The organism is Pseudoalteromonas phenolica, from assembly GCF_005886345.1.
GTDB classification, from domain to species: Bacteria; Pseudomonadota; Gammaproteobacteria; order Enterobacterales; family Alteromonadaceae; genus Pseudoalteromonas; species Pseudoalteromonas phenolica_A.
This window is the reverse complement of record NZ_PNEC01000063.1, coordinates 1-16,591: the sequence shown is the minus strand read 5'-3', so window position 1 is coordinate 16,591 and position 16,591 is coordinate 1. Positions and strand designations below refer to the sequence as shown.

Below are 16,591 nucleotides of genomic sequence, written 5' to 3'. Positions count from 1 at the left end.
GAAAAAGGTCAGCAACGCTGACCTTTTCTTCGTAGAGAATACGGTATTTGATTATCTAACTTTAGTATCAATTTCGACTAAATCAGTTAAGTGACAAGTTTCACCTGCATGTGTCTTAATACCATGCTCACCAAAGTAATCACGTTGTGCTTGTACAAGATGACCGTTACTTGGCGTGCTCAGTGTAGCAATATAAGTTTGAGTAGAACTCAATACAGGGAACGCTAAGCCTGATGAAATAGCTAAACCTGTAACCTTGCGTAAAGCAAGTGATTCATCTGTTAGTGTATCAATGAACTCAACACCCTCTGCAATATCATTTAGATAGTCAGCACGAATAATACAACCTGCACGCCATGTTTGTAATGTTTTCCCTAAGTCTACTTTCCATTGATGTGCACGAGACGCGCCTTTGATTAAAGCTAAACCTTGTCGATAACATAATAAACTTGCTAGATAAAAAGCTGATTTTAATTCATCTAAATCGATATCTATTTTAGCCGTTTGCTGACCAGCATATGTCATTTCTTTTGCAGCATGTGTGTCAATGGTGTTTGTCAAATGACGAGCTTGAACAGCAGCAACAAGTGAAGGAACAGCAATACCTAGTTCTAAAGCATTTTGTGCAGTCCAAAGACCCGTACCTTTTGCACCAACTTTGTTATCGATTAGATCTACTAAAGAATCTTGTTTTTCAGTTTCTAATTCAAGGATGTGGCTTGAAATAGATAGTAAATAACTATTTAAATGTCCTTCAGACCATGAACGGAAAACTTCTGCCACTTCTTTAGGCGAGCGCCCTGTACCATGACGCAGAAGTTGGTACATTTCTGCAATTAGCTGCATTAAGGCATACTCAATGCCATTATGGACCATTTTTACAAAATGACCTGAAGCAGACTGACCTACGCGAGCAAAACAAGACTCACCATTATAGCTTGCAGCGACTTTTTCGAACCATGGAATAATTCGTTCCCAACCGCCTTCAGAACCACTGGCCATCATTGCAGGTCCGTGGCGTGCCCCTTCGGCACCACCGGAGATCCCCATTGTCGCAAACTCAAATTTATTTTGGTACTTAAGCTTTCGTGCGATACCATCTTTGTAGTTACTATTACCACAGTCAACAATGATATCCTCTTTATCTACGCCTGCTTCAACCAAATCTGAGCATACTTTATCAACTAGCTCACCGGCAGGTACTAGTAGCAAAATAGAACGAGGGGTTTCTAGACGACGGATCATGTCACCTAGATCAGAAACAATGTGCAAGCGCTCTGCTATACCAAGTGACTGAGCGCAACTTAATAACTCAGCACCTGCGTCGGGGTTTTTATCGTAGGCAACTAACGTTAAACCCTGTTCAATGAGATTCAGCGCAAGGTTTTTACCCATCACACCTAAACCAACTAATGCAACTTGCATTAAGTTCCTCCTCGGTAACAACTAATTTGAGCAATACTTCGTAGCATATTATATGTCTTAGCTAGGCAAGATACCAATTTACTACGCTTCAAAATTTGTCTATCAGCACACTAATTCGTTACGGGGTTAAGAACAGGCAATGTTTAATGCACTTAAATATGCTTAACATTGATTAATGTTCAACAAACTAATATGTATATAGACACCAAAATGTTGTGATTGACGCACACTGACACCGGTGTCATAATGATGACATATAGATCATATAACTTAATGACGATGTTAAAAAGAGCTAATACAGATTCTTTCAACATCTATTGCGTTTTTATTCAATATTTAGGCAATTTCTGCTCATTTTTTACGAATACTTACGTTTAAAAACATATCTACCTATAAAAAGGCCTACAGGAGACCCTGATGCTTAGACGCACAAAAATTGTAGCTACCCTTGGACCAGCCACAGACCGCGATAATAACCTAGAAAAAATCATTAAAGCCGGTGCTAATGTAGTACGTCTTAACTTTTCTCATGGTGTTGCTCAAGATCATAAAGATAGAGCTGAAGCAGTAAGAGAAATCGCTGCTAAATTAAACAAACATGTTGCTATACTTGCTGACCTGCAAGGCCCAAAGATCAGAGTATCAACTTTTAAAGACGGTAAAGTAAATTTAGATGTGGGTGCCAAGTTCACACTTGATGCAGAAATGGAAAAAGGACAAGGCACCGTTGAGGCTGTTGGTATTGACTATAAAGAATTACCTCAAGATGTTAAACAAGGTGATTTATTGCTTTTAAATGATGGTTTAATTCAACTAACTGTTGACTCTGTAGAAGGTGCATTGGTACAAACGACTGTTACTGTCGGTGGAGTCTTATCAAATAATAAAGGTATTAATCGTTTAGGAGGTGGCCTTACAGCCCCAGCATTCACTGATAAAGATAAAGAAGATTTAATTACTGCTACTGAAATTGGTGTTGACTATATCGCAGTTTCATTTCCTCGCAGTGGTGATGATATGCGTTATGTACGCTCTTTAGCTGAAAAAGCAGGTTCAAATGCACAATTACTTGCAAAGATTGAACGAGCTGAAGCAGTGGATACAGTTGAAGCTATTGATGACATTGTTTTAGCATCAGATGCCGTTATGGTCGCACGTGGTGATTTAGGTGTTGAGATTGGTGATGCAGCGTTAGTTGGTAAGCAAAAACTTATTATTAGCCGTGCTCGTTCATTAAATCGTACAGTTGTAACGGCAACGCAAATGATGGAGTCAATGATTGATAATCCTATGCCGACTCGAGCTGAGGTTATGGACGTTGCAAATGCCGTATTAGATGGTACTGATGCTGTTATGCTTTCTGCCGAAACAGCGGCTGGTGATTACCCAGAAGAAACAGTCGCAACAATGGCTCGAGTATGTTTAGGCGCAGAATCACAACCTGAAGCGCATGTATCAAAGCACCGTCTAGATAGTATGTTTGCTGACACGTCTGAAACTTTAGCTTTATCTGCAATGTATGCTGCTAATCACCTAGAAAGCGTTAAAGCAATTGTGACCTTAACAGAGTCAGGAAAGACTGCAAAACTTATGTCTCGTATCAGTTCAGTTCACCCTATTTACTCGTTATCTCGACATGCTTCAACCTTAGGTCAAACTGCTTTATATCGCGGTGTGTATCCTGTGTACTTTGACTCTACAAAACACGACCAAGAATGTATGATCAAAGACGCTTTAGAAACACTTGTAGCTAGAGGTTCTTTAGAAAAAGGTGATACCGTTATCTTAACACATGGCGACAAAATGGAAACTGTTGGTGCTACAAATACAATGAAAATTATCACCGTTTAATTTAAAAAGAGCTAAGCATCACGCTTAGCTCTTTTCTTAAAAGTGCAAATTCATTATTCAGCTTGCAAGCGCAGCTTTAACCTTGTCTCGATAACTTCTACTTACTTTGAGCTCCTGTCCGTTATCTAATACCAATAAATACTCACCACTTGTTTGCGTTACTAATTTACTAATTTGTTTGGTATTAACTATTGCCGATCGATGAACACGGACAAACAATGCAGGATCTAGTTCTTGCTCCAACTCCTTCATGGTTTTACGTAGAATATGGGTTTTACCATCACTACAATGCAAGCACATATAATCACCTGCAGCATCAACCCATTGAATTGATGAAGTCGTAACTCTGATAATTTCGCCCTGCTCTTTAACGGCAAGTGATTCGGGATATTTCTTATCTTCTAAAGTGTCGCCTGTAGCAAGCTTCTTTAGAATTTCTTCACAATTATTTCCTGTTATTCCAGCAACGAAACTGGCTAATTTCTTTTTATGGGCATTATCTTGCTGTGTTTTTAGATAGGTTTGCACTTTTTCCACCGCCTGCTCTAATCTGTTGTCATCTACGGGTTTCAAAATATAATCGAGGGCATGTATTTCGAATGCTTGAACAGCATATTGATCAAAAGCTGTTACAAATACAACTGCAGGCATAGGACCTGCTTTTTGACTTAAAGATTTTGCTACTTCAAAGCCATTCATGCCTGGCATTTGAATATCAAGAAATAAAAGATCGATGTCTTTATCATTACAGACTTTAATTGCAGCCTCACCTGTCGGACATAAATCAACAACTTCTATTTGTTCAAATTCTTGAAGACGAACAGCTAAGCCTTTTCTAGCTAAAGGTTCATCATCTACGATTAATGTTTTAATTCTACTCATTACAATCTGCCTTCTCGTATGGAACGCGTATATTAACTTTCAGCCCGTTTGGAATATTATGCGATAGCGCAAACGAGTAATTATTTTCGTATAATGTTTTTAATCTATCTTGAGTGTTCGCAATTCCGACTCCTGAAGCATTTAATAGTTTGCCATTTTCTAGCTCAGCTCCTGGACCATTATCACCCACTTCCAATAGTAATTCATTAGCAAAAACTTGCGCTTTTATCTCTAACTTTCCGCCTTCCGACATATGTGCGATGGCATATTTTATCGAATTTTCAATCAGCGGTTGTAAAATTAAGCTTGGTACTAATGCTTGTCTTGCTTCATCCGTCATATCTACATCTATGGATAAGCGTTCATCAAAACGAACTTTTTCAATTTCGAGATATAAATTTAAAGCATGTATCTCTTGTTCTAGAGGTACCTTTTTTATTGGATCTGTATTAAGTGTATAACGTAAGAACTCACTTAGCCTAGCGACCATTTGGTTTGCGTCTTTATTTTCTTCTACAAGAATCAACGTTGATATAGCATTAAGTGTATTAAATAAGAAATGTGGGTTAAGTTGGTAACGAAGCATTTTAAGCTGCGCTTCATGCGCCATAGTATTCGCTTTAAGTGCTTTTTGACGTTCACTCTGAAGTAATTGATAATATTTTATGCCAAAGTATAAACCACTCCAACAAAGTACAATATATACAGAATCTAGACCTTGTTGAAAATAATAAAACCATTCTGTTGGCCTATAGCCATGGCGATAAATTTCCCATAGATTAAACTTTTGAACAACAGACCATAACGTACCTGTAAAATATGACGCACTGAATACAACAAGAATAAGAACCCAAGGCTTAGAGTTCCAGACCTTTCTATATAAGTAACGAAGGGGTACCGTCATCAAACAACCAGCATAAGCATTCAATACAATGACGAATACATATATATCTCGCATTTCAAATACTTTCGAGCCTATGTAATTAACAAGTGCATAACCAATCCAGCCTGCAACTTGAAGCACCCAAAAGAATCGTTGTCGATTATCGACTAAAGCTTGCCATTTCAATGGATTAAAAACCTCCTATTCACTAACAAAATTATACGAAATGTGTTTCTTGATGGCACTGTTGCCGAACTCAAAATACCATCGCCTTAACGCAAAATAAAAAGGGCACTCCTTAGTGCCCTTTTATCTTAATTAACTAAATTTTTATGCAAGTTTGTCTGAAGCAACCTTATATTTAGGATCTTCAATAACATTTACTTCGACTAAATCTTTTGCTTTGTTAAGTAACTCAATACAGTCTGGACTCAAGTGACGTAAATGTAATTTTTTACCCGCTTTTTTATAACGCTCAGCTAGGCTATCAATTGCTTCAATAGCGCTGTGATCTGCTACTCGACTATATTTGAACTCTATAATTACATCTTGTGGATCATTATTAACATCAAAAAGCTCAGCAAAGTTTTTGACTGAACCAAAGAATAATGGGCCATGCAGCTCATAGACTTTTGAGCCTTGTTCATCAATGTAGTTGTTTGTATAAATATGCTTTGCATGTTCCCAAGCGAATACCAGTGCTGAAACAATTACACCAACACAGACTGCAACCGCGAGATCTGTAACAACAGTAACACCTGATACTAGTACTATCACGAATGCATCTGTCTTAGGGATTCTTTTCATTAATCTAAAACTAGACCATTCAAAAGTACCTAAAACAACCATAAACATCACACCAACCAGAGCTGCTAGAGGGATCATCTCAATTAAACTTGCAGCAAACAAAATGAAACATAACAGTAATACAGCTGCTGTAATTCCAGATAAACGGCTTCGACCACCTGAATTAATGTTGATCATTGATTGACCAATCATGGCACAACCACCCATTGCGCCAAACACACCACAAGTTACGTTTGCAGCACCTTGACCAACACACTCTTTGTTTGAATTACCGCGCGTTTCTGTAATTTCATCAATTAGTGTTAAAGTTAGAAGCGATTCAATCAGGCCAATTGCTGCTAATACAAGTGCATACGGGAAGATAATTTTGAAAGTTTCGAAATTAAATGGTACAGCCGGGATATGGAACTGAGGGAATCCACCAGCAATTGTTGCATTCAAATCGCCTGACATGTCTTTTAAGTAATCAAGTACAGTGCGAGATTCTAGGTCTAAACCAATCACTAGGCCAGTCACTACTAAAATAGCAGCAAGCGATGATGGAATGGCTGTTGTAAGTTTAGGTAGAAAATGAATGATCGCCATTGTTAAAGCAACAAGACCACCCATAACATAAAGTTCTGAGCCTTGCATCCATTGAAGCTGACCATTGCCGTCCATTACTTTAAACTGACCTAATTGGGCTAAGAAGATAACAATCGCCAAACCATTAACGAAACCCAACATCACTGGGTGTGGAACCATTCGAATAAATTTACCGAGCTTAAATATGCCCGCCAATATTTGCAACACACCCATTAATAAAACGGTAGCGAATAAATATTCAACACCATGCTCAATTACCAAGCTCACCATAACAACAGCTAACGCACCCGTTGCACCTGAGATCATGCCTGGACGACCACCAAAAATAGAGGTGATTAAGCCGACGATAAAGGCCGCATATAGGCCAACTAAGGGATCAACATGCGCAACAAATGCGAATGCTACAGCTTCAGGAACCAGTGCTAATGCAACAGTTAAGCCGGAAAGGATATCGTTTTTAGCAGAGCTTGGCGCTTTGCCTATTAGATTAAACATTCATTTCCTCGATGTGTTAGATGTGTATTTATAATAATTATGAACAGAAAAGCGCTGGATTATAGCGAAAACCAGCGCTTTTAACAAACTGACTACATCAGATAAGTGTAGTCGAAATACGTGACAGAGGTTTTAAAGTGGTAAAGCCGTTGTTCTCTTTACACACGTCATAGTTACATTTGAATGTACTTCTTGAACATATTCCAAATTAAGTAAATTATCACGGACGAAGCGCTCGTAGCCATCGATGCCTTTTGAAATGATTCTGAGCATGAAATCCATAGTACCCGCCATAGTGTAACATTCTGTCACTTCGTCATAGCTTAAAATTAGCTCTTCAAACTCGGCAAGGTTATTTCGGCCGTGGTTTGACAATCTAACGTTGGCATAAACCAACATATCAAAGCCGAGCTTTTTGTCATCTAGCAAAGCAACTTTACCTTTGATGTAGCCATCTTGCTCTAGCTTTGCAATTCTGCGCCAGCATGGTGATTGTGAAAGGCCAACTTTATCTGCAATCTCTGCTGTTGATAAACTTGCATCCTGTTGGATTAAGGCCAATATTTGTCTGTCAACTTGATTTAAAGACATATTTAATACGTTCTCTTAAAATTATGAGAATTTTATTCTCTTTAATAGATTAAATTTTAGTGCGTTTTAGCCGAATCGGCCACTCATAAAAGGATTATGTGCCTTCTCATAACCAATTGAAGTATTTGGTCCATGCCCAGAAAAAACTTTTACGTCATCTGGTAAGGTAAAAAGCTGTGTTTTGATTGAGGTTTTTAATTGCTCACTGTTTCCTTTCGGAAAGTCAGTTCTACCAACCGAGCCTTTGAATAATACATCACCTACAAATACAACTTGTTTGCTTGCTTCATAAAAAACAATGTGGCCTGGCGTATGCCCTGGACAATGTCTTACCTCAAAGTTTAAATTACCTAAATTAAAAACTTCACCATGTTCTAACCAACGATCTGGGTAAAACACTTCATGAGGAGCAAATCCAAACATCTGCGATTGCATCGGCAAAGCATCAAACCAAAAACGCTCTTCTTCCGTTGGACCAATAATTTGAATATCAAGTTTGCTTGCTAATTCTACACTTGCACCAACATGATCAAGATGACCATGCGTTAACAAAACACACTTAACTGTAAGATTATTACTAGCTATGTGATCTAATAATAAATGTGCATCTCCACCGGGATCGAGTATTGCTGTATCACCGGTTTCTTCACAAGTAATGAAACGCGTATTTTGCATAAATGCAGTGACAGGCTTGGTAACGACTTTCACTGTTTATTTCTCTACTTCTAGTTGCTTTGGTTTATATTGCATCAAAATTGGGTATTTTAAGTAACCTTGATCATAATATGGCGTTTTTGAATACAACCAATTTAAACGTGCTTTAGGGTCTGATTCAAAGTTTTTGTCTTCTCTTAGCTTCTTATCAAACTCCAATGCAAGTTTAGGATTATCTTTTAACATTGAACGGGCATAAGGTACTAATGCATAATTTTCAACATACTCGGTTCTTTGGAATATAGTTTGAAAGTCACCCCATGCAAAAAATGAATCAGGTGCTTCTGGATGCAATAAATGTGTGGCTAACTTACCTCTACCTTGCTCAGTTGAAACTTTATACCACCCTTCTAGGTTTTTAGGATCAACACTCAAATAATTGAATTCTGCTTTAACTCTGAAGCGGCTTTCAAATGGTAATCGATCAAATTTATAGTCACTAACCTCGGCTTGTTTAATATTACTAACTGGTTCTGCGGTTGTTATCAAATCAATTTCAATACCCTGTATCTTCAATTTATCAACGATAAAGCTATATGTACTTGGAATATAAAATGCGTCTGGCACCGTGACTTTATTAACAATCTCTTTTTTCCAGTAAATTGGTAGTTTCTGATAAGTTTGTGCTTCACCGAGATACTTTACTTCTGTTTGACCAGACAAAGCACTTTCAAACCTTTTATACTTAATCCCCTTAAAAGGGATATAATTTGGCTCCTTTGCGTATCGCCTTTCAACAACAAGTTCTCTTGGAGTCACTTGCTCAGCCATGGTAGCAGCCTTCAAAGCCTGGTGGTGAATCGACAAAGCGTCAATCGCTCCATCTAATAATACATATGTGCCTAATACTCTTTGCTTGTATGGTTTAAGTGAATGATTTTCTACTAAAATACTGGGAACATTGGCAATATCTCCCCAGCCATTAGAGAATCTAGGAGCGGCAATCCAACCAACTAACCCTTCTTTGAACTCTCGTTTGTTCATTACGAAAACCAATGGTCCAGGAGTATGTCCTTGTTGAGATAAAGTATTGTCTATATGGGGTTGGAATTTTTCTTCTAAAACTGATGCTATTTTCGGAGATTCACTTGCAAATGCTGGTGTATAGCCATATGTAATATCGTATTGATAATCTGCGCCGTCAGTAACATGTACATCAACATATAAATCAGGATTATATGAATTGATGACTTGTAAAACGGCTTTGACTTCAGGCGTATCAACTTTCGTGTAATCACGATTTAAATTCAGGTTATTACCATTAGTTCTGAAACCCATTTCAATTGGGCCTCTTTGATTAATCCTATTAAATTTACTACGACGCTCGTGACCATCTACATTCAATATTGGAATAAACAAAATATTTGCTTTAGAAAGGAGGTCTCTGCGTTTACCAGTTGCAATATCGCGTAACAGCATAAAACCAGCATCTTTACCATCAATTTCACCTGAGTGGATACCAGCTTGAATTAAAATTGTTGGCTTACCATTGCTTTTAATCATATTTGCAGAAAATTGACCATTTTCGCTTGCAACTATCATTTTGATTTCACGCTTGCCAAAACTCTCACCAATTGTTGTACTGCTAAACTGGGTTGGGTTTGCTGCAATCAACCTATCAACAAATTTCATAGTGTCTTCATAAGTCGGCGATGCTTCACCGTCACTTAGTTCAAAGTCTGTCGTTAAAGGACCAGAATTTTGAATAAGTTGCAAACTTTTCCCTTGCCAAGGAATTAATGGTGGTAAATGACCATTCATACTCAACATAGTGGATAACATAATAACGTTTGCAAACATGTAAAAGACTCATTAATAATTTATAAGTTAGATGAATTATATCAATCTTTTACAAACCAATTTAGAATGTGCGGTGATTCAACAAAAAAATGCAGCAAATGACATATTTGGCATTTTTTATCTATCTTAATACAGCGAAATAACAAAATGAAATCAATCTTGATCACGGGCTGCTCTACCGGTATCGGTTATCACTGTGCAAAAGAACTACAGAAATCAGGTTATAAAGTCATAGCTACTTGCCGTAAGAATGAAGATGTTGAGCGGCTCTCAGAACAAGGTTTAACCTGTATTAAATTAGATCTAGCGGACCAGACAAGCATAGACCAAGGCTTTAAAAAAGCACTTGATATGTGTGATGGGCAGTTAGATGTATTGTTTAACAATGGTGCTTATGGACAACCCGGCGCAGTAGAAGACTTGGAAACAGATACTTTACGCGCACAATTTGAAGTCAACTTTTTTGCTTGGCACCACCTCACAAATTTGGCAATTAAACATATGCGTTCAACGGGACATGGTCGAATTATTCACAATTCATCCGTGTTAGGTTTTGTAGCCCTACCTTATCGAGGTGCATACAATGCCAGTAAGTTTGCGTTAGAAGGGCTGACAGATACATTACGAATGGAATTAGCAGATACAAATATCCACATTAGCTTAATTGAACCAGGACCGATTGCTTCTAAATTTAGAGATAATGCGAAACAGGCTTTTATCAAAAATATCAGTATTGAACAAAGTGCACATAGTGATAATTATCGTGCGCAGTTAAACAGACTTGAAAGTCAAACTGCACCACAAAAATTTACCCTAGGTCCTGAAGCTGTTCTTGAAAAACTTTTGCATGCAATGAATGCAGAAAAGCCTAAGCCGCGCTACTACGTGACATTCCCAACCTACTTTATGGGCGTGATGCGAAGAATATTAAGTACTAGATTACTTGATAAAATTTTAATAAAGAATCGTTAAACTAAAAAAGGAGCCATTGGCTCCTTTTAAATCAATAAGTTCAAGACTTATTAAGCAGATAGGCCTTCTTTTGCTTTAGCAACTAAAGCTGCGAAAGCTACTTGGTCATATACTGCGATATCAGCTAAAATCTTACGATCGATTTCAACAGATGACTTTTTAAGGCCATTGATGAAACGGCTATAAGAAAGGCCATTCTGACGTGAAGCTGCGTTGATACGTGCAATCCATAGTTGACGGAAAGTACGTTTCTTAGCACGACGGTCACGGTAAGCGTATTGACCTGCTTTAGTTACTGCTTGGAATGCTACGCGGTAAACACGTGAACGTGCTCCGTAGTAACCTTTAGCTTGCTTTAATACTTTTTTGTGACGTGCACGTGCGATAACACCGCGTTTAACTCTTGCCATTTCTGATATCCTCTATTAAGCGAATGGTAACATACGATCGATTAGGCCTAGGTCATTCTTATGAACCATAGACTTAGCACGAAGGTGTAGTTTACGCTTTGAAGATTTCTTAGTCAGAATGTGACGAAGATGCGACTGTTTACGCTTGTAACCGCCTGAAGCAGTCTTTTTGAAACGCTTAGCTGCGCCTCTGTGTGTTTTTAGCTTGTAAGCCATTGCAATAACTCCAAATGTATTGCGCTAATCAATGTAACAAGGCGGGATAAACCACTTGTAGAGCCTTATTACAACCTAAGTTCTGGTGAGAAATTAATCTACTTTTTACAGACCAGTTGAACTAGGTAGCCTAAGCATTTGTGACCTAGTTCAAAATCGGAGCGTATTATGCCGTGTTTATGCTTTTTTAGCAACAGGTGCCAACATCATAATCATTTGACGACCTTCAACACGATTTGGGAAAGACTCTACTGTTGCGATATCTTCTAAATCAGCTTTAACACGGTTTAGTAAATCTAGACCAATATCTTGGTGAGCCATCTCACGGCCACGGAAGCGGATTGTAACTTTAGCTTTATCTCCACCCTCTAAGAATTTTCTCAGACTGCGAAGTTTCACATTATAGTCACCAGAGTCAGTGCCCGGACGGAACTTAATCTCTTTAATTTGGATCTGCTTCTGCTTTTTCTTTTGTTCTTTTTGTACTTTTGCTTTTTCGAAAAGGAACTTACCGTAATCCATCACCTTACAAACTGGCGGTTCAGCATTTGGACTAATTTCTACTAAATCTACACCTAGTTCATCAGCAATAGCTTGAGCTTCTCTTAACGAAACAATACTTGGTTCCTGGCCTTCAACGCCTGTTAAGCGAACTTCTCTCGCTGTGATTTCTTCGTTAATACGATGTTGTTTTTGAGCTGTTGGTTGCCCTTTTTTGCCGCCTCTAATGGTACGTTCCTCCAAAAAATCAAAAGATAAAGCGTGTAGCTTAATATATTTTTGTTAGCTACACGCCATAGTTTTATTTACGGTCTTTAATCTCTTCGCTTACCTTTGCGATAAAGTCATCAACCGAGAACTTGCCAAGGTCTTCACCTTTGCGTGTTCTAACCGCAACTTCTTGCTGTTCAACTTCTTTGTCACCAACAACAAGTAAATACGGAATACGTTTTAAAGTATGCTCGCGAATTTTAAAGCCAATCTTCTCATTTCTCAAGTCAGCACAAGCTCTAATTCCAAGTTTATTTAATTTTTGCACAATTTCTTGCACATAATCAGCTTGTTTATCGGTGATATTCATGATCACCACTTGCTTTGGCGCTAACCAAGTTGGGAAAAGACCTGCATATTCTTCTGTTAATATACCGATGAAACGTTCTAATGAACCTAAAATTGCACGGTGGATCATAACAGGTGTCTTTCTTTCGCCATCTTCACCAACATATGTAGCACCTAAGCGTCCAGGCATAGAGAAATCAAGCTGGATTGTGCCACATTGCCACGCGCGACCTAAGCAATCGTGAAGAGTAAACTCAATCTTCGGACCGTAGAATGCACCTTCACCTGGTTGAAGTTCATATTTAAGGTTATTAGCTTCAAGTGCTTCTTCGAGAGACTTCTCAGCTTTATCCCAAATTTCATCAGAGCCTACACGTTGTTCAGGTCGAGTTGATAGTTTGATGTCAATTTCGTCGAAACCAAATGTCTTATATGTGTCAAATACCATTTCGATACATGCTGACACTTCTTGAAGAATTTGTTCTTCAGTACAAAAAACGTGTGCATCATCTTGCGTAAACGAACGAACACGCATCAAGCCATGCAATGAACCAGATGGCTCATTTCTGTGAACCAGACCAAACTCCGCCATTCTGTATGGAAGATCGCGATAAGATTTAAGGCCTTGGTTAAAGATTTGCAGATGCCCTGGGCAATTCATTGGTTTTACAGCATAAGTACGTTTTTCTGATTCAGTTGAGAAAATCATGTCCCCGTACTTATCCCAGTGACCAGACTTTTCCCACATACCTACATCAAGAATTAAGGGAGCTCGCACTTCTTCGTAACCAAATTTAACCAATTGGTCGCGCATATAGTCTTCGACAGTTTTATAAACTGTCCAACCATCATTGTGCCAAAATACCATACCAGGCGCTTCTTCTTGCCAGTGCCATAGGTCTAATGCTTTACCAATTTTACGATGGTCACGCTTTTCTGCTTCTTCAAGGCGCTTCAAATAAGCTTTTAGCTGTTTTTTATCAGCCCAAGCTGTACCATATATACGCTGTAGCATCTTGTTATCAGAGTTACCACGCCAATACGCGCCAGCTACTTTCATGATCTTGAAGTGTTGACAGAACTTCATGTTTGGCACGTGAGGACCGCGACACATGTCTACATATTCTTCATGATGATAAAGACCTGGTTTGTCATCCTTAGAAATATTTTCATCTAGGATTTCAATTTTGTAAGTCTCACCGCGTGCTTCAAAAGTGTCTCTTGCTTCTTGCCAAGTGACTGTTTTCTTAACAACGTCGTAATTCGTTTTAGCAAGCTCAAGCATGCGCTTTTCAATTGCATCTAGATCTTCTTGAGTTAATGAACGATCTAAATCGATGTCGTAGTAAAAACCATTGTCGATAGTCGGACCAATCGCCATTTTTACATCAGGGAAAAGCTGTTTAATTGCATGACCAATTAAGTGTGCGCATGAGTGACGGATAATTTCCAAGCCGTCTTCATCTTTTGCTGTGATGATTTGTAGATTTGCATCTTCAGAGATTAAATCACATGCATCAACTCTTTCACCATTCACTCGGCCAGCGATGGTTGCCTTTGCAAGACCAGGACCGATATCTTGAGCTACTTCTAATGTTGTTACTGGGTTTTCGAAAGCACGCTGACTGCCGTCAGGAAGCGTAATTACAGGCATGATAATTCCTATTTACAGTGGTGACACCTACCAAGTATCACGTGTATTAAAATTAAAAAAGTGAGTACCTTTTACAACGCTTTTACGAATAAGCATTGATGAACTTATTTACTAAGTTAACTAAGGATTTTAAGCGAAGCTTATTTTGGCCTTCACAGTGACTAAATTCAAGGGAAAGACTAAAATTAACTCTGTAAATCGATGAATAAATGAAATTTTAAATGCCTGAACAAAAATCTATAAAAATTGCTACGTTAAATCTGCTTAATTTTGCAGCGCCGCCTTATCGCTTTTATTCTGAATTTGAAGGCTACACACACAGCCAGTGGCAATCTAAAACTTTATTTATTTCTGAATTATTGGCTCATATGTCGCCAACCGTGGTTGCCTTTCAAGAAGTGTTTTCAGTCAAGGAACTAAAAGAGATTTGTAAAGAGAAAGGCCTCCCCTATTTCTCTGCCGTTTCGGCTGTAAAACATGAAGCGTTAAAACCCGATGTACTGTATTCACCGGTTGTTGCAATCGCTTCTAAATACCCAATTGAATCTTTAAATTGTCTGCTGCCAAATAAGGACTTGCTCGATTATTTTGGTCATCAAACACCTTTTGGTTTTAATCGGACACCAATCAAGTGCAAGATAAACCTGCCAGACGTTGGCTTTGTCAGTTTTTATGTGGTCCATTTAAAATCACAGCGCCTTATCACTGATGGCAACCTATTCGAGCAAATCAATGCAGAACCAAAACTTCGTCACTACTACGAACAATCTTTTGCATTACTTAGAAACAGCCAAGATCGCTCTTTAGAAGCCTCTATAATCATGCATGATGTGATGACCAATAATCAAAATATGCCTGTTGTCGTTTTAGGTGACTTTAATCATAACCTTGAACATGCCAGTTTGTTACCTTTTAATATAGCAAATGATCATTCGTTCAAAGACGTTCCTTCTGAAAGTGGCTTAATTGATAGTTACACACTTTCACAACAAGCAATGGAAGGAAAACAGAAACCAGCAACACACTTTTATCGTGGTAAAGGTAATGTATTAGATTATATTTTACTATCTCAACACTTCGATCCTGTTCATGATAACTGTGTAATTAAAGAATTAAATTACACTACTTTTGATGGACACTTAACCACGCAAAGAGACGGTGAAGACATTCGTTATTCAGATCATGCCGCCATCATGATCGATTTATCAGTTTAAGCTTTTGCTTTATTCCACTCATCGTTATAATTACCAACAAGTTTCAATATATTGGAAAGATTATGAGAACATGTGGTGTTGAAATCACAGGCAGTGAAGTACTTTTATGCTTGCTGACAAAAGAAGAAGACGTTTTTGATATTCGTGACGTACGTCAAACACGTTTTACCCTTGGACAAGTTGGCCAAGACACTGAAGATATGCGCAAATTCCAATTTGATTTTGCAAAATTATTAGAAGATTACCAAATTGACTCTGTTGCTATAAAGCAACGCGCACCAAAGGGTAAGTTTGCAGGTAGTGCAACAGGTTTCAAAATCGAAGCTGCCATTCAATTAATAAAAGATGTAGATGTTAAAATTTTATCTGCAACTGAAATTAAAGAACAATTGAAGCGTAACCCTTTACCAATCGACTTTGAAGAAACTGGGCTTAAAAAATATCAAGAAACGGCATTTGTTAATGCATACGTTTATATCATGATGAAAACATACCGCCCTGAAGAGCTATAAAGAGCAGACTCACTAAATATCCGGCGATATCAAGCCGGATATTTATCTCACTGAATATCGGTTTATTTATGTGTTTCATATAAAGAATCCGACACTTTCCTTAAATCCACATTATCTATATAGTCATCACTCAACGTCAGAATTGCATTTAAGTTATTTACTAACTTTTCTTTTTGTAACTCACCCGGCTTTAATGCTGTTTGCAATAAATGCAAAGCTATATCCGCCATAAGCAAACGTTGTTTTTCTTGCCAATTGTCATCAGCACGACTTGCAGGGTGCGTCCTGATAGCTTCTTCAACCTGATCATGAATTGACCAACTTAAAGTTAAAATATCTTGTCTCTGCTGCTTTTCCATAGCACACCTCTAGGATTTCAATTAGGCCGTGAATATCTTATATATGTGTGTTAACTATTTAACACAAAGCTCCACATGTCTTTAGCTTTGATCAAGTAAATGAAATCTTCAATACGCCTTTGGTCATATCTTATAGTGATTTTGGTGTTACCCACTAAAAGT

At 38.1% G+C, this 16,591-nt stretch carries 16 protein-coding genes; 4 read left to right on the top strand and 12 right to left on the bottom strand.

From position 1 onward, the window contains the following. Nucleotides 1-51: 51 nt before the first annotated feature. Nucleotides 52-1,425, bottom strand: a complete 1,374-nt coding sequence (gndA, locus tag CWB72_RS18875; RefSeq protein ID WP_138634627.1) for an NADP-dependent phosphogluconate dehydrogenase — start codon at nt 1,423-1,425, stop codon at nt 52-54. A gap of 417 nt (nt 1,426-1,842) precedes the next feature. Here gndA and pyk point away from each other — a divergent pair, with 417 nt between their 5' ends. After that, complete coding sequence (gene pyk, locus CWB72_RS18870) at nt 1,843-3,276, top strand: pyruvate kinase (RefSeq protein ID WP_138568441.1); 1,434 nt, start codon at nt 1,843-1,845, stop codon at nt 3,274-3,276. Between the two features lie 57 nt (nt 3,277-3,333). Here the strand turns inward: pyk and CWB72_RS18865 are convergent, their stop codons facing one another. The 6 genes from CWB72_RS18865 to CWB72_RS18840 form a co-directional block, all read right to left on the bottom strand. Continuing rightward, a complete protein-coding gene (locus CWB72_RS18865) occupies nt 3,334-4,158 on the bottom strand; it encodes a LytR/AlgR family response regulator transcription factor (protein ID WP_138634624.1) in 825 nt (274 codons plus the stop codon). Further along, nucleotides 4,151-5,227, bottom strand: coding sequence for a sensor histidine kinase (locus CWB72_RS18860; RefSeq protein ID WP_130255767.1), 1,077 nt, complete (start codon nt 5,225-5,227; stop codon nt 4,151-4,153). The genes CWB72_RS18865 and CWB72_RS18860 overlap by 8 nt, the downstream gene beginning before the upstream one ends. Before the next feature lie 144 nt (nt 5,228-5,371). Continuing rightward, a complete protein-coding gene (locus CWB72_RS18855; protein WP_138634621.1) occupies nt 5,372-6,928 on the bottom strand; it encodes a SulP family inorganic anion transporter in 1,557 nt (518 codons plus the stop codon). Nucleotides 6,929-7,060: 132 nt separating this feature from the next. Continuing rightward, nucleotides 7,061-7,519 carry an Lrp/AsnC family transcriptional regulator gene (locus CWB72_RS18850; protein ID WP_058029847.1) on the bottom strand — a complete coding sequence of 153 codons (459 nt, stop codon included), beginning with the start codon at nt 7,517-7,519 and terminating at the stop codon, nt 7,061-7,063. 66 nt (nt 7,520-7,585) lie between these two features. Beyond that, nucleotides 7,586-8,227, bottom strand: a complete 642-nt coding sequence (locus CWB72_RS18845; protein WP_138634618.1) for an MBL fold metallo-hydrolase — start codon at nt 8,225-8,227, stop codon at nt 7,586-7,588. A gap of 3 nt (nt 8,228-8,230) precedes the next feature. Then, on the bottom strand, nt 8,231-10,033 hold the full coding sequence (locus tag CWB72_RS18840) for a M14 family metallopeptidase (protein ID WP_138634615.1): 1,803 nt from the start codon (nt 10,031-10,033) through the stop codon (nt 8,231-8,233). Between the two features lie 147 nt (nt 10,034-10,180). Here CWB72_RS18840 and CWB72_RS18835 point away from each other — a divergent pair, with 147 nt between their 5' ends. Continuing rightward, nucleotides 10,181-11,005, top strand: coding sequence for an SDR family oxidoreductase (locus CWB72_RS18835; protein ID WP_138634612.1), 825 nt, complete (start codon nt 10,181-10,183; stop codon nt 11,003-11,005). A gap of 50 nt (nt 11,006-11,055) precedes the next feature. Here the strand turns inward: CWB72_RS18835 and rplT are convergent, their stop codons facing one another. The 4 genes from rplT to thrS form a co-directional block, all read right to left on the bottom strand. Beyond that, the gene (gene rplT / locus CWB72_RS18830; RefSeq protein ID WP_130255772.1) at nt 11,056-11,415 is read right to left on the bottom strand and encodes a 50S ribosomal protein L20; all 360 of its coding nucleotides are present in this window, start codon (nt 11,413-11,415) and stop codon (nt 11,056-11,058) included. Nucleotides 11,416-11,430: 15 nt separating this feature from the next. After that, a complete protein-coding gene (gene rpmI / locus CWB72_RS18825; RefSeq protein ID WP_023398350.1) occupies nt 11,431-11,631 on the bottom strand; it encodes a 50S ribosomal protein L35 in 201 nt (66 codons plus the stop codon). A gap of 177 nt (nt 11,632-11,808) precedes the next feature. Next, nucleotides 11,809-12,375: a translation initiation factor IF-3 gene (infC, locus tag CWB72_RS18820; protein WP_138634609.1), complete on the bottom strand. Its 567-nt coding sequence runs from the start codon at nt 12,373-12,375 to the stop codon at nt 11,809-11,811. 58 nt (nt 12,376-12,433) lie between these two features. Further along, nucleotides 12,434-14,344: a threonine--tRNA ligase gene (thrS, locus tag CWB72_RS18815; RefSeq protein ID WP_138568447.1), complete on the bottom strand. Its 1,911-nt coding sequence runs from the start codon at nt 14,342-14,344 to the stop codon at nt 12,434-12,436. A gap of 221 nt (nt 14,345-14,565) precedes the next feature. Here thrS and CWB72_RS18810 point away from each other — a divergent pair, with 221 nt between their 5' ends. After that, nucleotides 14,566-15,558: an endonuclease/exonuclease/phosphatase family protein gene (locus CWB72_RS18810; RefSeq protein WP_138634607.1), complete on the top strand. Its 993-nt coding sequence runs from the start codon at nt 14,566-14,568 to the stop codon at nt 15,556-15,558. A gap of 62 nt (nt 15,559-15,620) precedes the next feature. Beyond that, entirely contained in the window at nt 15,621-16,070 is a 450-nt protein-coding gene (locus CWB72_RS18805; RefSeq protein ID WP_138568449.1) for a DUF3010 family protein, read from the top strand. Between the two features lie 62 nt (nt 16,071-16,132). Here CWB72_RS18805 and CWB72_RS18800 read toward each other — a convergent pair whose 3' ends face one another. Beyond that, nucleotides 16,133-16,429, bottom strand: coding sequence for a hypothetical protein (locus CWB72_RS18800; RefSeq protein WP_138634604.1), 297 nt, complete (start codon nt 16,427-16,429; stop codon nt 16,133-16,135). Nucleotides 16,430-16,591 lie beyond the last annotated feature (162 nt).